At 32.8% G+C, this 14,230-nt stretch carries 18 protein-coding genes; 16 read left to right on the top strand and 2 right to left on the bottom strand.

Features of this window, described 5'->3' with window-relative positions; all coding sequences use genetic code 11:
- Window positions 1–3: 3 nt before the first annotated feature.
- A complete protein-coding gene (locus AC1Q5Z_RS06230; RefSeq protein ID WP_343586758.1) occupies window positions 4–1,980 on the bottom strand; it encodes an alpha-ketoacid dehydrogenase subunit alpha/beta in 1,977 nt (658 codons plus the stop codon).
- Between the two features lie 189 nt (window positions 1,981–2,169).
- Between AC1Q5Z_RS06230 and AC1Q5Z_RS06235 the strand changes: the two genes are divergently transcribed.
- The 15 genes from AC1Q5Z_RS06235 to AC1Q5Z_RS06305 all read left to right on the top strand — a co-directional run bounded on the left by AC1Q5Z_RS06235 (window position 2,170) and on the right by AC1Q5Z_RS06305 (window position 13,249).
- Window positions 2,170–3,120, top strand: a complete 951-nt coding sequence (locus AC1Q5Z_RS06235; protein WP_198855658.1) for an isopenicillin N synthase family dioxygenase — start codon at window positions 2,170–2,172, stop codon at window positions 3,118–3,120.
- A gap of 111 nt (window positions 3,121–3,231) precedes the next feature.
- Entirely contained in the window at window positions 3,232–3,564 is a 333-nt protein-coding gene (locus tag AC1Q5Z_RS06240; RefSeq protein ID WP_198855657.1) for a translation initiation factor, read from the top strand.
- Between the two features lie 92 nt (window positions 3,565–3,656).
- Window positions 3,657–4,526 (top strand): nucleoside phosphorylase, encoded by an 870-nt coding sequence (locus tag AC1Q5Z_RS06245; RefSeq protein ID WP_343586762.1) that lies wholly within the window; start codon window positions 3,657–3,659, stop codon window positions 4,524–4,526.
- Window positions 4,527–4,541: 15 nt separating this feature from the next.
- Entirely contained in the window at window positions 4,542–4,982 is a 441-nt protein-coding gene (locus AC1Q5Z_RS06250; protein WP_492444069.1) for a DinB family protein, read from the top strand.
- A 4-nt stretch (window positions 4,983–4,986) separates the two neighbouring features.
- Complete coding sequence (locus AC1Q5Z_RS06255) at window positions 4,987–5,379, top strand: VOC family protein (RefSeq protein WP_492444070.1); 393 nt, start codon at window positions 4,987–4,989, stop codon at window positions 5,377–5,379.
- Window positions 5,379–5,855, top strand: a complete 477-nt coding sequence (locus AC1Q5Z_RS06260; protein WP_488755391.1) for a DUF4265 domain-containing protein — start codon at window positions 5,379–5,381, stop codon at window positions 5,853–5,855. The genes AC1Q5Z_RS06255 and AC1Q5Z_RS06260 overlap by 1 nt, the downstream gene beginning before the upstream one ends.
- 54 nt (window positions 5,856–5,909) lie before the next feature.
- Window positions 5,910–6,761: a substrate-binding domain-containing protein gene (locus AC1Q5Z_RS06265; RefSeq protein ID WP_278021662.1), complete on the top strand. Its 852-nt coding sequence runs from the start codon at window positions 5,910–5,912 to the stop codon at window positions 6,759–6,761.
- Between the two features lie 18 nt (window positions 6,762–6,779).
- A complete protein-coding gene (locus AC1Q5Z_RS06270; RefSeq protein WP_198855651.1) occupies window positions 6,780–7,712 on the top strand; it encodes a transglutaminase-like domain-containing protein in 933 nt (310 codons plus the stop codon).
- A 216-nt stretch (window positions 7,713–7,928) separates the two neighbouring features.
- Window positions 7,929–8,300 (top strand): hypothetical protein, encoded by a 372-nt coding sequence (locus tag AC1Q5Z_RS06275; RefSeq protein ID WP_233074056.1) that lies wholly within the window; start codon window positions 7,929–7,931, stop codon window positions 8,298–8,300.
- 206 nt (window positions 8,301–8,506) lie between these two features.
- The gene (abc-f, locus tag AC1Q5Z_RS06280; RefSeq protein WP_492444071.1) at window positions 8,507–10,093 is read left to right on the top strand and encodes a ribosomal protection-like ABC-F family protein; all 1,587 of its coding nucleotides are present in this window, start codon (window positions 8,507–8,509) and stop codon (window positions 10,091–10,093) included.
- 231 nt (window positions 10,094–10,324) lie between these two features.
- Window positions 10,325–11,377 carry a linear amide C-N hydrolase gene (locus tag AC1Q5Z_RS06285; protein ID WP_492444072.1) on the top strand — a complete coding sequence of 351 codons (1,053 nt, stop codon included), beginning with the start codon at window positions 10,325–10,327 and terminating at the stop codon, window positions 11,375–11,377.
- A 128-nt stretch (window positions 11,378–11,505) separates the two neighbouring features.
- The gene (locus AC1Q5Z_RS06290; RefSeq protein ID WP_198855646.1) at window positions 11,506–11,823 is read left to right on the top strand and encodes an ArsR/SmtB family transcription factor; all 318 of its coding nucleotides are present in this window, start codon (window positions 11,506–11,508) and stop codon (window positions 11,821–11,823) included.
- Between the two features lie 3 nt (window positions 11,824–11,826).
- Window positions 11,827–12,294, top strand: coding sequence for an SRPBCC domain-containing protein (locus AC1Q5Z_RS06295; RefSeq protein ID WP_278021657.1), 468 nt, complete (start codon window positions 11,827–11,829; stop codon window positions 12,292–12,294).
- A 7-nt stretch (window positions 12,295–12,301) separates the two neighbouring features.
- Window positions 12,302–12,679, top strand: coding sequence for a DoxX family protein (locus AC1Q5Z_RS06300; RefSeq protein ID WP_198855644.1), 378 nt, complete (start codon window positions 12,302–12,304; stop codon window positions 12,677–12,679).
- Between the two features lie 12 nt (window positions 12,680–12,691).
- On the top strand, window positions 12,692–13,249 hold the full coding sequence (locus AC1Q5Z_RS06305; protein ID WP_343586777.1) for a DUF4256 domain-containing protein: 558 nt from the start codon (window positions 12,692–12,694) through the stop codon (window positions 13,247–13,249).
- Between the two features lie 36 nt (window positions 13,250–13,285).
- Here the strand turns inward: AC1Q5Z_RS06305 and AC1Q5Z_RS06310 are convergent, their stop codons facing one another.
- A complete protein-coding gene (locus AC1Q5Z_RS06310) occupies window positions 13,286–13,636 on the bottom strand; it encodes a DUF2200 domain-containing protein (protein WP_343586779.1) in 351 nt (116 codons plus the stop codon).
- 126 nt (window positions 13,637–13,762) lie between these two features.
- Between AC1Q5Z_RS06310 and AC1Q5Z_RS06315 the strand changes: the two genes are divergently transcribed.
- Window positions 13,763–14,161 carry a VOC family protein gene (locus tag AC1Q5Z_RS06315; protein ID WP_343586782.1) on the top strand — a complete coding sequence of 133 codons (399 nt, stop codon included), beginning with the start codon at window positions 13,763–13,765 and terminating at the stop codon, window positions 14,159–14,161.
- Window positions 14,162–14,230 lie beyond the last annotated feature (69 nt).

A 14,230-nucleotide genomic window follows, 5' to 3' on the forward strand; every position in this document is an offset into this window, starting at 1 on the left:
AACTTAGTATCTTAGAATCTCAAGTAAAACTTCCTCAAATCTACTTTTAGGTAAAAACTGATCTTCTAATGCTTTTGTAAATGGAATTGGAGAATCTAAACTCGCTACACGTTTTACAGGAGCATCTAGATATTCGAAGCAATTTTCCATAATTAAAGCCGAAATATCACTTGCGATTCCTCCAAACAGTGTGTCTTCTTGAAAAATTATAGCTTTTCCTGTTTTTTTAACTGAAGCGAAAATTGTTTCTGTGTCTAAAGGCTGTAAAGTTCTTAAATCTATTAAATCGGCATCAATTTCTGGATGTTTCGCTAATGTGTCTAAAGCCCAATGAACTGTGGCTCCAAATGAAATAATCGTTACCGATTTTCCTTCTTTAACCAAAGCAGCTTTACCTAAAGGAATAGTATAATAGTCAGTTGGAACATCTTGATAAATACTTCTGTACAATAATTTATGTTCGAAGAATAAAACCGGATTTGGATCATTAATCGAAGTATTTAAAAGGCCTTTTGCATCGTATGGAAATGCTGGGTAAACTACTTTTAAACCTGGAGTTTTAGTAAACCAAGCTTCATTGGTTTGCGAATGGAATGGCCCAGCTTGAGTTCCGCCTCCGCAAGGCATTCTAACTACAACATCTGCTTTTTCGCCCCAGCGATAATGAGATTTTGCTAATAGATTCACAATCGGGTTAAATCCAGTAGAAACAAAATCGGCAAATTGCATTTCTATAATTGCTTTGTATCCGTTTATAGATAATCCCATTCCTGTTGAAATTACAGCACTTTCGCAAATTGGCGTGTTCCGTACACGGTCTTTTCCAAAAGCATCAACAAAACCTTCTGTAATTTTAAATGCTCCGCCGTATTCAGCAATGTCCTGTCCCATAATAACCAAGTTTTTATGGCGCCACATAGATTGCTCTAAACCATTACGGATAGCATCAATAAAACGAATATTTGTAGAATCAGAATTATGGGTATATTCTTCATATTGAAATGGTTTATAAACATCATCTAATTCTCCACTATAAGTTGGTTCGATTTCAGGTTCAGCATTTGCCAATGCCCAATTTTCATCAATTTCTTGTTTTATTTCAGCATGAAATTGTTCGTCTTGTTCAGCATTTAGAATTCCAATTTCAGTCAAATATTTTCTGTAATTTGTAACAGGATCTCTAAGTTCCCATTGGTCCATTAAATCTTGAGGAACATATTTTGTGCCACTTGCCTCTTCGTGTCCACGCATTCTAAAAGTCTTAAACTCCAACAAAATTGGACGCGGATCTTCCTGCATTTCTTTTTTAAGTTTAGACAATTTATTGTAGACTTCAACAATATTATTTCCGTCAACGATCCAGCTTTCAATTCCGTAGCCAATTCCTTTATCAGCAAGGTTTTCGCAAGCATATTGTTCGTTAGTTGGTGTCGAAAGTCCGTAACCGTTATTTTCTACAATAAACATTACCGGAAGTTTCCAAACAGCAGCAATATTCAATGCTTCATGAAAATCACCTTCGCTTGTTCCGCCTTCTCCCGTAAAAACAGCCGTAATTTTTTTATTGTCTTGAAGTTTATTTGCAAGTGCGATTCCGTCAGCAATTCCTAATTGCGGACCCAAGTGCGAAATCATTCCTATAATGTTGTATTCTTGCGTTCCAAAATGGAAACTTCTGTCCCGTCCTTTTGTGAAACCATTTGCCTTTCCTTGCCATTGCGAAAACAAACGATGAAGCGGAACTTCTCTAGTTGTAAAAACACCAAGGTTTCGGTGCATTGGAAGTATGTATTCTGACTGATCTAAAACAGCCGTTACACCAACAGCTATAGCTTCTTGCCCTATTCCAGAAAACCATTTAGAAACTTTTCCTTGACGAATCAAGATTAGCATCTTTTCCTCAATCAATCTAGGCTTTAATATTTTTTTATATAAATCTAATAATTCAGTGTCAGAAAGGTTTTGTCGGTAAAAAATCATGTAATTTTTTGTTTTTTAGTGTTTCAAATATAACAAATTGCGTCAATTTTATTGGTTTTTTAAAATTAATTTTAATCAGAAATCAGCTTTTAATGCCTGAGCTTAAGATTATTTTCTAAAATATTATCTACCTTTGTTAGCGAAAGGTGCTTATGACACCTTTTTTCTTTAAAATAAAAAATGTAAAGTATGCAAAACATTCCTAGTGTAGACTTACGTGATTTCCTTTCGGACGACCCGAAACGTAAACAAAAATTTGTAAATGAAATCGGCAGTGCATTTGAAAACATTGGCTTCGTAGCCTTAAAAGGTCATTTCCTTGATGATCAATTGGTAAACGAACTTTATGGTGAAATTAGAAACTTTTTCGCCTTGCCAATAGAAACTAAGCATAAATATGAAATTCCTGGAATCGGCGGACAGAGAGGTTATGTTTCTTTTGGAAAAGAGCATGCTAAAGGACGTAAAGAAGGAGATTTAAAAGAATTTTGGCACTTTGGCCAATACGTTGACAAAGATTCAAGATGGGCTTCAGAATACCCAGACAATGTTGAAGTTACCGAATTACCACGTTTTAATGTAGTTGGTAAAGAAGCGTATCAAAAATTGGAGAAAACAGGTGTTTATGTTTTAAGAGCTTTGGCTTTACATTTAGGTCTAGATGAGTTTTATTTTGATAATTATGCAAAAGAAGGAAACTCAATTTTAAGACCAATCCACTATCCTCCAATTACTTCTGAGCCAGAAAATGCGATTCGCGCAGCTGCTCACGGCGATATCAACTTAATTACTTTGTTGATGGGAGCTCAGGGTAAAGGTTTACAAGTTCAAAATCATAATGGCGACTGGATTGATGCTATTGCTGAAGATGATGAATTAGTAATCAATGTTGGTGATATGTTGTCTAGACACACCAACAATAAATTAAAATCTACAATTCACCAAGTGGTAAATCCACCAAGAGAATTGTGGGGAACTTCACGTTATTCAATTCCATTTTTTATGCACCCTGTTAGCGATATGCGCTTAGATTGTCTTGAAAATTGTATTGATGCTGAAAACCCAAAGAAATACGAAGATATTACTGCGGGCGAATTCTTATACGAACGTTTAGTAGAGCTAGGTTTAATCAAAAAATAGACTTACATAATTTTTAAAATTAAAATTCCAAATTCCGAGCTTTTCTTGGGGTTTGGAATTTAATTTTTAAATATCTTTATGCTTGGAATTTATTTTTAGAATAAAAAAAATATGGACTTAAAAGATCAATTAAAGAATCTATTTCCAGATCACGTAGAAACAAATGAACCTGAGCAAGTTGAAGAACAAGATCATGTTTTGTACGTTCAGAAAGAACCTATGATTTGTAAATTTGAAAAAAGAAAAGGAAAACCAACAACTATAATTGAAGGTTACGAAGGCTCAGATGAAGATTTTAAAATCTTAGCCAAAGAAATCAAAACCAAATTAAGTGTTGGCGGAACTTTTAAAGACGATTCGATTATAATTCAAGGCGATTACCGAGATAAAATAATGGCAATCCTTAAAGAAAAAGGATTCAAAACGAAACGAGTTGGGGGCTAAAAAGTTTTAGGTTTCAAGTTATTCGACTAACCTGAAACATTGAAAAAAAACTTAGAGCCTCAGTATCTCAGAACCTTAGCAACTTAAAAAAAATGATACAATCTTCAGAATTGATATTAAATCCAGACGGAAGTGTTTACCACTTAAATCTTCGTCCAGAACATATAGCACACGACATTATTTTTGTTGGTGATCAAAACAGAGTTGAAAAAATCACTCAATTTTTCGATTCAATCGAACATTCGGCTCAAAAAAGAGAATTTAAGACTCAAACCGGTATTTACAAGGGAAAAAGAATCTCTGTAGTTTCTACAGGAATTGGACCTGATAATATTGATATTGTATTAAACGAATTAGACGCTTTAGTAAATATTGATTTAAAAACGCGTCAGCCAAAAGAAAAATTAACTTCTTTAAATATTATAAGAATAGGAACGTCAGGTTCTTTGCAGGAAGATATTCCTGTAGACAGTTTCGTGATGTCAAAGTTCGGGTTAGGCTTAGACAATATGCTTCGCTCCTATTTAATTGATGATGTTTCTATTACAGATATTGAAGATGCATTTGTAAAACATACCAATTGGGATCCTAAAAAAGGGAAACCTTATGTTACGCAATGTTCTGAGAAATTAGAAAAATTAATCGAATCAGATCGAATTTTCAAAGGCATTACCGCAACAGCCGGTGGATTCTACGGTCCGCAAGGAAGGGTTTTACGTTTAAATATTCAAGACGAAGAATTGAATAATAAAATGGATAATTTTAGTTTTAATGAAACTAAAATCACTAATTTAGAAATGGAAACAGCAGCAATCTATGGTCTTTCTGCGCTATTAGGACACAATGCATTATCACTTAACGCTATTATTGCAAATCGTGCTAGCGGAACTTTTAGTGAGGATCCGTACAAAGCTGTAGATGAATTGATTGCTTACACATTAAATAAATTGGCAGGAAACTAATTAATTGACAAATTGATGGAAAGTGTAATTCTCAAATTTGAAAAATTATTGAACGAAAATGTACATTATTTTCCAATAATAGACCAGAAAATTTTAGAGGAAAGAAAACCTAAAAAATGGTCTAAGAAAGAAATTATAGGTCATTTGGTAGATTCAGCCGTTCATAATCTTGTCCGTTTTACAGAAATTAATTATGTTGACAAACCTTATCAAAGAAGAACTTACGATCCAGATGTTTTAGTAGATATAAATAAGTATCAGACAATGGATATTGAGGAGCTTACGCAATTATGGTTTGTCATAAATAAACAGCTTGTAAGACTGATGAAAACAGTTGATCCAAAAGCTTTAGAGTATGAAATTGATTTTGGCGATGGATCTGTAGCTGATTTACGGTTTATAATGACCGATTATGTAGAACATTTAGAGCATCATATTAATCAGATAAAGTCATAAAATTATGTTTTTACGGGTTGCGCGACATACAAATGATTTAGAGAAAATTGAGAATTTTTATGTAGATGTACTCGGTTTTGAACGATTGGGTGGGTTTGAGAATCATAATAATTATGATGGCGTTTTCATAGGAAAACCGGGCTTAGACTGGCATTTTGAGTTTACACAATCTGAAGTAGCGGCCAAACATACTTTTGATGAAGATGATGTAATGGTTTTATACCCTAAAACTATTGCAGATTACGATAAATTAGTAAATAAATTAACAAAGTATAATGTTGCAGTTATACATGCACTGAATCCGTTTTGGAATGAAAATGGAAAAATGATTCAGGATCCAGATGGCTATAGAATCGTAATATCACCTTTAAAAGCTGTAATCAGCGAAATTGAATAATGGAACAAGAAACTCACAAGAAAATATTATTTAAATACTACAGTGATTATCTAGACGAAGTAGTTTCTGAAACGATGTGGGCAGAAATTATAGATTTAGAAAAAGGACTTTTTAAGTTGGATAATATCCCTTTTTTCGGCCCTTTAATTGCTACTGATGATATTTTTTATGCAGAATATGACGAAACAGAAGAACGTTTCATGCATAGAAAAACGATTCAAAACTCTGGAAATTCGATTGTTCAGATTGCTGTTTTAGAAAAAGGTTTTGATAAAGAAATTATTCGCGAAAAATTAAAAGCAATAAATTGTTTGTCTGAAGGATTAAATGAAACTTTTTTTGCAGCAGAAATAGCCAAAGATGTAGATTATTCTTTGGTAAGAAACCTATTGAATGAATACGAATCACAAGATATTATTGAATTTGCAGAACCTTGCCTTTCAGAAAAACATAGGGCAGATTTATTAAAAAACTAAACTAATAACGATAAGATTACGCATACCAGTCAACTTAACTTAAACTTAAAATAAATGAAAACTGTCAAAATTGCGGGTGTTCCAGAACACTTCAATTTGCCGTGGCATCTATGCATTGAAAATGGTGAATTTGAAGAAGAGAACATCGACTTACAATGGACGAATGTGCCCGAAGGAACGGGTAAAATGTGCCAAATGCTTCGTGATGGAGAAACAGATCTTGCTGTTATTTTGACCGAAGGAATTTTAAAAGATATTTCAGCTGGAAATCCGAGTAAAATTGTTCAGATTTATGTGCAATCTCCTTTAATTTGGGGAATTCACGTTGATGCAAAATCTGATTTTCAGACCTTAAAAGATCTTAAAAATAAAAAAGTGGCAATTTCGAGAATTGGTTCTGGATCACAATTGATGGCTTATGTAAATGCAAATGAACAAGGCTGGGAAATGGATGATCTTGAGTTTGAAATTGTAAACACTATTGATGGCGCTGTTGATGCTTTAACGAGCAAGAAAGCTGATTATTTTATGTGGGAGCGTTTTATGACAAAACCTCTTGTAGATAAAGGAGTTTTTAGAAGAATTGACGACTGCCCTACTCCTTGGCCTTCATTTATAATTGTAGGCCGTGATGAGTTTTTAAAAAAGAACGCCAAAACAGTAGAAATGATTCTCAAAATAATCAACAAAACAACAGTTGATTTTAAAGAGATTCCAGAAATCGACAAGAAATTATCAAAGCTTTTTAATCAAAAAGCAGAAGATATTAAAGAATGGCTAAAATTGACTCAGTGGTCACAGAAAAATTTGACAGAAAAATCTTTTAATAAAATTCAAAATCAATTATTTGATCTGGGAATTATTGATAAAAAAAGTATTTTTGTAGAAACAGTAAAAGCATTGTAATACTGCTTTTTGATTCGTATGATGAAATTCCCTAAAATTGACTTACCGTATTTAAAATCCAAGCTACAGGTGAAATCACCGTGGGACAGGATTATTATTTCGATTTTAAGTCTTTTAATTACAATTCCGATTTTCATCATTCTGCATCAAAATTTAATAGATTTAGAATGGGCGTTCAATCTCGATCGCGTATTCATCTTTATTTTTGTTTTTGCAGCCATATTTTTTCTTCTGATGTATCTCAGAACAATAATTATTTTATGTGTTGCCGTTTACTTGATAATTCTATTTTACGGATCGGTTATTGGAAATTATGGTTTTAGCGAAATCTCAGAAGATTACAATTCTATGATTTACACCATGTCTGATAATCCTTATCCGCAGGACATTATTGTAGCAAAACTGCTTCCGTTTCCTAATAAATCAAAGATTATAAATGCTATAGAATACCAAAATCCTAAAGTGCGAAATTTTGCCATTATGGCAACCACAAAGCATTTTAAAAAGATTAGAGGCTATTCAGATTATCGAACTATAATTCAGTGTTTTGCTGTTTTTAAAGAAATAAACAGCAGATGGAATTATGTAAACGATCCAAAAGAAGGTGATTACATCGCAACTGCCAGCGAATCTCTTGAATATTTCTCAGGCGATTGCGATGATCACTCTATTTTGATGGCGGCAGCTGTACGAGCAATTGGCGGAACTCCTCGCCTTATTCATACCAAAGGACATATTTATCCCGAAATTTTAATTGGTTCAATGATTGATCTCGAAAAAGTCAATTATTTGATCAAAAATGTTCTTTTTGTAAAAGAAAGCTACGGCAAAAAATTACACTACCACATAGACGAACGCGGACAAGTCTGGATGAATCTAGATTATACTGCAACTTATCCTGGTGGCCCTTTTATGTATGAGGAAATTTTGGGAGCTTTGACTCTTAATTAACCTGTCTCAAAGTGTCTATTTTCTAATTTTTTATTGCTACAATAGTCAATACTTAAGTGGTTGGTTATCAGTAAAAGTCCCAAAAACAAAGACTTTTCAAATTAAAAGCTATTCGATTTAAGAAGTAAAAAAAATCTTTATAAATATTTGATTCCGAATATTTTAATGTTATTTTTTTTTGTAACTTTTTCCTGTTTAACTTTTAATCACAAAATCATGAAAAACTCTAAATTATTTACCCTCGTAATTGCCATTGCTGTCGTCGTATTAATTGTTTCATGCCATCGTAAAAGAGACAAGCTTGTGAATTCATGGAAAGTTACTGCTGTAGAACCAAAAGAAACTGTTTCTGATTCTACAAAAAACGCAATTTTAACCAACGGTATGCTTACTTTTACTGAAGATGGGCATGTAACAGGATATTTGCTTCGTGAAATCACAGACGGAACTTATGCGCTAACAGAAAAAGGTAAAAAACTAGTTATAAAAGACGAAGTTGGCACGCCTTACGTTTGTGAAAGTACTATAACAGATGATAAGTTAATTTTAGACACCAAAGAAGCCAAACTAACATTTGATAAAATTTAAATAAGAATTACAACGTAATTCAGTACAAAAAACCATTCGCTACAATTGTAAAGAATGGTTTTTTGATTTTTAAAGTTAAAATAAATATCTTTGCACTTCTTAAAATAAGCACTGGCATATGTGAAAAATAATTTCTTTCAGGAAAATGTAGTAAGCGACCACAACTTTGTGGCTGCTAGATTATTTATCTTTAAAAGAAAGGAATTATGCTTATTCTTCAAAATATCTCATATCAGCATGAGAATAAAGACATGCTGTTTCAAAACATTAGCTTTACGCTAAACGATCACGATAAAACCGCTTTGGTTGGAAATAATGGTGTTGGAAAATCTACACTTTTAAAAATTATTGCTGGTGAATTACAGCCTTTTTCAGGACAGACAATTCAGAATTCTAAGCCCTATTTTGTTCCACAATTGTTTGGTCAGTTTAACGATTTTACGGTTGCTGAAGCTTTGCACATAAAGGAAAAAATAAATTCACTTAAAGAAATACTTGAAGGCACTGTGACTGAAGAAAATCTTCAATTGTTAGATGACGACTGGACGATTGAAGAACGCTGTAATGAAGCTCTGTCTTATTGGCAATTGCATGATTTGGATTTGAACCAGAAAATGGAAACTTTAAGCGGCGGACAAAAAACAAAAGTCTTTCTAGCCGGAATAATGATTCATCAACCCGACTTGGTTTTATTAGATGAGCCTAGTAATCATCTAGATTTTGCCAGCAGAACGTTACTATATGATTTTATAAAATCTACCTCTAGTACATTACTTATTGTCAGTCACGACAGAACATTGCTCAATCTTTTGAATAAGACGCTGGAAATGACCAAAAATGAAATTTCTGTTTATGGAGGGAATTATGATTTTTATAGCGAACAGAAAAAAGTTGAAAATAATGCCTTAGAACAAGATGTTCAAAGCAAGGAAAAGGCATTGAAAAAAGCCAAAGAAAAAGAACGAGAAAGTATTGAACGTCAAAATAAACTAGATTCGAGAGGAAAAAAGAAACAAGAGAAATCGGGTGTTGCTAGAATTATGATGAATACGCTCAGAAATAAAGCCGAAAATAGCAGTTCTAAGATTAAAGATGTTCATGCTGAGAAAATTAATGGTATTTCTGAAGATTTGCGACAACTTCGATCATCACTTCCTGCAATAGATCAAATGAAATTTGGTTTTAATAATTCTTCTTTTCTTAAAGGAAAAATTCTTTTTAAGGCTTCAGAAATCAATTACAATTATGGTGAGAGGAATCTTTGGAATGAAAATCTAAATTTTGAAATTCTGTCAGGAGATCGTTTGGCTGTAAAAGGATTAAATGGCTCTGGAAAAACAACTTTAATTAAAATTATTCTTAGAGAATTAAATCCAACCAAAGGACAAATAACTTGTTTGGATAAAAAAGCAATTTATATAGACCAGGATTATTCTTTATTAAACCAAAATCTTAAAATTTACGAACAAGCGCAGGTTTTCAATGATTACGGTTTAGAAGAGCATGAAATCAAAATGAGATTGAATCGCTTTTTGTTTTCTAGAAATGATTGGGACAAACCATGCAATGCGCTGAGCGGTGGCGAAAGAATGCGCTTAATGTTATGCTGTTTAACGATTAGCAACGAATCGCCTGAAATTATAATTTTAGATGAACCAACAAATAATTTAGACATACAGAATATTGAAATTCTTACCGCAGCAATTAATGAATATCAGGGAACATTGATTGTAATCTCGCACGATCAAGCATTTTTGGAACAGATTAATATTGAAAAAACGATCTCGCTTTAAAAGCAAAAAAAAGCGTCAGAATAATTCTGGCGCTTTTTTAATTTCAAATCAAATAAAACTCTTTAGAGATCAAGTAATAACTACTTTTTTAGGGTGAAAAAAACTATTATTTTATAGCCAATTTTTTACGAAATAATCTGTAAATTGCAGAGAAGCTTATCTTTTAGCTATTTATTCTATAAGTATATTTTTGAAAATCAGAACTTAACGTTTAATTAAATGTCTAAATTTATGAAACTAAAAAACAGAATTCTTCCTGCCCTACTTGCTTTTACATTATTAATAACTGAAACTGTCTTGCCTTGTACGAGAGTCGTTTATGAAGGCTTAAACGGAACAATTATTACTGCACGTTCTATGGATTGGAAAGGTGAAATTCCGGCCAATTTGTGGATCTTTCCTCGTGGAATTGAAAGAGCCGGAGAAGTTGGAACCAGTTCTATCAAATGGAAATCTAAATATGGAAGTGTAATTACAAGTTCGTGGGATATTGCCTCTTCTGATGGAATGAACGAAAAAGGACTTGTAGGCAATCTTTTGTGGCTTGTAGAATCGCAATATCCTGCATTTGAAAAAAATGGAAAAGTAAAAGGTTTGGCGGTTTCGTTATGGCTCCAATATGTTTTAGATAATTTTTCGACAGTTGAAGAAACGGTATCAGCATTAGAAAAGAACGATTTTGTGATTGCTTCTTCTCATATTCCAGGAACTAACATTTTTGCTACTGTACATTTATCTATTTCTGATTCTAGTGGAGACAATGCTATTTTCGAATATATAAATGGCAAACTGGTTATTCATCATGACAGGAAGTATGTAACGATGACTAATTCTCCAATTTTTGATCAGCAATTGGCAATTAACGCGTATTGGAAAGGAATTCCTGGCACTATTATGCTTCCTGGAACCAATCGTGCGGCTGATCGCTTTGTAAGAGCTTCTTATTATATCGATGCCATTCCGAAAACAGATAACACTAGAACAGCTTTGGCAAGTGTTTTTGGAGTAATTAGAAACTGTTCTGTTCCGCTAGGAATTTCGTCTGAAACCGAACCGAACATCTCCTCTACTCGCTGGAGAACAGTTGCAGATCAAAAAAACTTGGTTTATTATTTTGATAATGTTCTGAATCCAAATGTGATTTGGGTTGAATTCAGTAAAATTGATTTTAGTGAAAAAGGGAAAATCAAGAAGTTAAGTTTGGCCAATAATGAGAATTATGCAGGCGATTCACTACTAAATTTCAAGGAAACAAAGCCTTTTCAGTTTGCAGGATTTGATTAAAGTTAATCAAAAATATAGTTAAATCCTTCAAATTGAAAAGTTTGAAGGATTTGTTTTTTGAAAATAAATCAAAAAAAATATTGCGCAGTCAAATGACTTCATTATATTTGCAGTCAAATAACTGCGTAATGGAAATTAGAAGAGACGTTTTTCAAGCAATAGCCGATCCTACTCGAAGAGCTATTTTAAGTTTGGTTGCCATTCAGGCTATGACTCCTGGGGCAATTGCCGAGAATTTTAATTCGTCAAGACAGACGATTTCAAAGCATATTCAAATTCTAAGCGAATGTGAATTATTGCATCAAACACAAAACGGTAGAGAAATTTATTATCATTTAAATCCAGAAAAAATGAAAGAAATTGACAAATTCATCGAGCCATTTAGAAAAATGTGGGATGATCGTTTTAATAAGTTAGAATCAATTATGAAAAACTATAAAAAATAAACCATGGAAAAGAAAACCAAAATTCATGCTGAAGACGACCGACACGATCTTGTAATTACAAGAGAATTTGATTTGCCTGTAGAATTATTATTTAAAGCTTATGAAGATCCTGAAATTGTAGCGCAATGGATGGGAACAAAAGTTTTGAAGCTTGAAAATAAAAAATATGGCGGATGGGAGTTTGAAACTAGTGATGCCAACGGTAATGTAGTTTTTAAAGCTAATGGCGTGATTCATGATTTTGTTCCAAATCAAAAAATAGTACGCACGTTTGAAATGGAAAATATCAATTTTGCACCTCAATTGGAGTTTTTAGAGTTTGAAAAACTAACAGATGATACCAGTAGATTAACGATGCAGATTATTTACAAATCAATTGAGCATAGAGCCACACAATTAAAAATGCCATTTGCGCAAGGATTAAATATGGCGCATAATAGATTAGAAGAAATTGTAACTAAACTTAAATAAAGTAATCATGACAAAACGTAATAAAATTATTTATTGGATTGCCACACTTTGGCTGGCTTTAGGAATGACTTCTACAGGAATCGTACAGCTTATACCAATGAAAGAAGAAGCTGAAATGATACAGCGTTTGGGTTATCCACTTTATTTCTTGACTCTTTTAGGGGTTTGGAAACTTTTGGGTGTAATTGCTATTTTGATTCCTAAATTTGGTTTATTGAAAGAATGGGCTTATGCTGGCTTCTTTTTTGCGATGTCTGGAGCTGTTGTCTCGCATTTGGCTGTAAAAGAAGATGCTTCAACACTTTTCGGACCAATATTATTAATTGTTCTTACTGTAGTTTCTTGGTATTTTAGACCAGAAAGCAGAAGATGCACTTCTAACTAAAAAGTCAAAATCATGAAAAAACAACTGACAGCAAACCAACAAGAAGAACTTTTAAGCATTCTTGAAAAACGTTTTGAGAAAAATAAAAGTAGACATGAAAATCTAGATTGGTCAAAAATAGAAATCAAATTGAAGTCCAATCCGTCAAAGTTATGGTCGCTTGATGAAATGGAAAGAACGGAAGGCGAACCAGATGTTGTTGGCTATGATCAAAAAACGGATGAATATTTGTTTGTAGATTGTTCTGCAGAGAGTCCAAAAGGACGCAGAAGCATTTGCTATGATCATGAAGCGTTGGAAAAAAGAAAAGAACACAAACCAGCAGACAGCGCTATAAATATGGCGCAAGAAATGGGAATAGAAATTTTAAATGAAGAACAATATAAAGATTTGCAAAAGCTAGGAAAATTTGATGCCAAAACTTCAAGCTGGATTTTAACTCCATCAGAAATACGAAAATTGGGAGGAGCAATTTTTTCAGATTTCAGATATAATACTGTTTTTGTATATCATAATGGTGCCGATTCTTATTATGCCGCGAGAGGTTTTCGTGGTTTGTTAAGAGTTTAAAAATTAAAGTCCTTCAAGTAATTTGAAGGACTTTTTTTATTCTCTTAAAATTTTTTCCATTTTTTTGCCTTTAGCAATTTCATCAATTAATTTATCTAGATATCGTATTTTTTGAATTAAAGGATCTTCAATCTCTTCTACTCGATATCCGCAGATAACTCCAGTGATTTTGGATGCATTCGGATTGATTTCTGGAGCTTCGGCAAAGAAGGTTTCAAAATCTACTTTCTTTTCAATTTGTGCTTTAATTTGCTCGTCACTATATCCTGTAAGCCATTTGATTGCGATATCTAATTCTTCTTTTGTTCTTCCTTTTTTTTCGACTTTTTGAATGTATAAAGGATAAACGCTAGAAAATAGTATTTTGTAAATTCTTTCTGTTTTCATTGTAGTATCATTTTGCTAGAAATGCAGTTATGTAAATATAAATCAAAAGCTGTTAGAATAAAAATACAAACAATATTTAATACCTTAGAGTTTCAAAAAGTCAAGGAATTTTTAAAAGTTATTTCTATGGAAAATCAAGATACTAAAACACCTAAAGTAATCGGAATTGGCGGCATCTTCTTTTATTCGGATAATCCAAAAGAAACAAAAGATTGGTACGCTAAAAATCTAGGATTTGATATAAATGCGTGGGGCTCTTCAAGCTTTGATTCGAGAGATTTAGATAATCCAGACCAAATAAATTCGCTGCAATGGAGTCCGTTTCCAAAAGGAGATGATTACTTTTTACCTTCAAAAAAGGATTTTATGATCAATTATCGTGTGCAGAACATTGAAGGTTTGGTGGAACAATTAAAAGAAAATGGCGTGACAATTTTAGACAATATAGAAACTTACGATTATGGTAAATTTGTTCATATTATGGACGCTGAAGGCAATAAAATCGAGCTTTGGGAATCTCGTTGAGTTAACGAATGATGGGATTTAATTAGACATTCTTTTAAAATGTCAAATATCTAAAAATACTTAAAATCA

It is taken from the genome of Flavobacterium sp. GW823-FHT06G12 (assembly GCF_058794775.1).

Coding starts and splice junctions, on each gene's coding strand:
- AC1Q5Z_RS06230 (WP_343586758.1), bottom strand. CDS start 1,980: ATGATTTTTTACCGACAAAACCTTTCTGACACTGAATTATTAGATTTA.
- AC1Q5Z_RS06235 (WP_198855658.1), top strand. CDS start 2,170: ATGCAAAACATTCCTAGTGTAGACTTACGTGATTTCCTTTCGGACGAC.
- AC1Q5Z_RS06240 (WP_198855657.1), top strand. CDS start 3,232: ATGGACTTAAAAGATCAATTAAAGAATCTATTTCCAGATCACGTAGAA.
- AC1Q5Z_RS06245 (WP_343586762.1), top strand. CDS start 3,657: ATGATACAATCTTCAGAATTGATATTAAATCCAGACGGAAGTGTTTAC.
- AC1Q5Z_RS06250 (WP_492444069.1), top strand. CDS start 4,542: ATGGAAAGTGTAATTCTCAAATTTGAAAAATTATTGAACGAAAATGTA.
- AC1Q5Z_RS06255 (WP_492444070.1), top strand. CDS start 4,987: ATGTTTTTACGGGTTGCGCGACATACAAATGATTTAGAGAAAATTGAG.
- AC1Q5Z_RS06260 (WP_488755391.1), top strand. CDS start 5,379: ATGGAACAAGAAACTCACAAGAAAATATTATTTAAATACTACAGTGAT.
- AC1Q5Z_RS06265 (WP_278021662.1), top strand. CDS start 5,910: ATGAAAACTGTCAAAATTGCGGGTGTTCCAGAACACTTCAATTTGCCG.
- AC1Q5Z_RS06270 (WP_198855651.1), top strand. CDS start 6,780: ATGATGAAATTCCCTAAAATTGACTTACCGTATTTAAAATCCAAGCTA.
- AC1Q5Z_RS06275 (WP_233074056.1), top strand. CDS start 7,929: ATGAAAAACTCTAAATTATTTACCCTCGTAATTGCCATTGCTGTCGTC.
- abc-f (WP_492444071.1), top strand. CDS start 8,507: ATGCTTATTCTTCAAAATATCTCATATCAGCATGAGAATAAAGACATG.
- AC1Q5Z_RS06285 (WP_492444072.1), top strand. CDS start 10,325: ATGAAACTAAAAAACAGAATTCTTCCTGCCCTACTTGCTTTTACATTA.
- AC1Q5Z_RS06290 (WP_198855646.1), top strand. CDS start 11,506: ATGGAAATTAGAAGAGACGTTTTTCAAGCAATAGCCGATCCTACTCGA.
- AC1Q5Z_RS06295 (WP_278021657.1), top strand. CDS start 11,827: ATGGAAAAGAAAACCAAAATTCATGCTGAAGACGACCGACACGATCTT.
- AC1Q5Z_RS06300 (WP_198855644.1), top strand. CDS start 12,302: ATGACAAAACGTAATAAAATTATTTATTGGATTGCCACACTTTGGCTG.
- AC1Q5Z_RS06305 (WP_343586777.1), top strand. CDS start 12,692: ATGAAAAAACAACTGACAGCAAACCAACAAGAAGAACTTTTAAGCATT.
- AC1Q5Z_RS06310 (WP_343586779.1), bottom strand. CDS start 13,636: ATGAAAACAGAAAGAATTTACAAAATACTATTTTCTAGCGTTTATCCT.
- AC1Q5Z_RS06315 (WP_343586782.1), top strand. CDS start 13,763: ATGGAAAATCAAGATACTAAAACACCTAAAGTAATCGGAATTGGCGGC.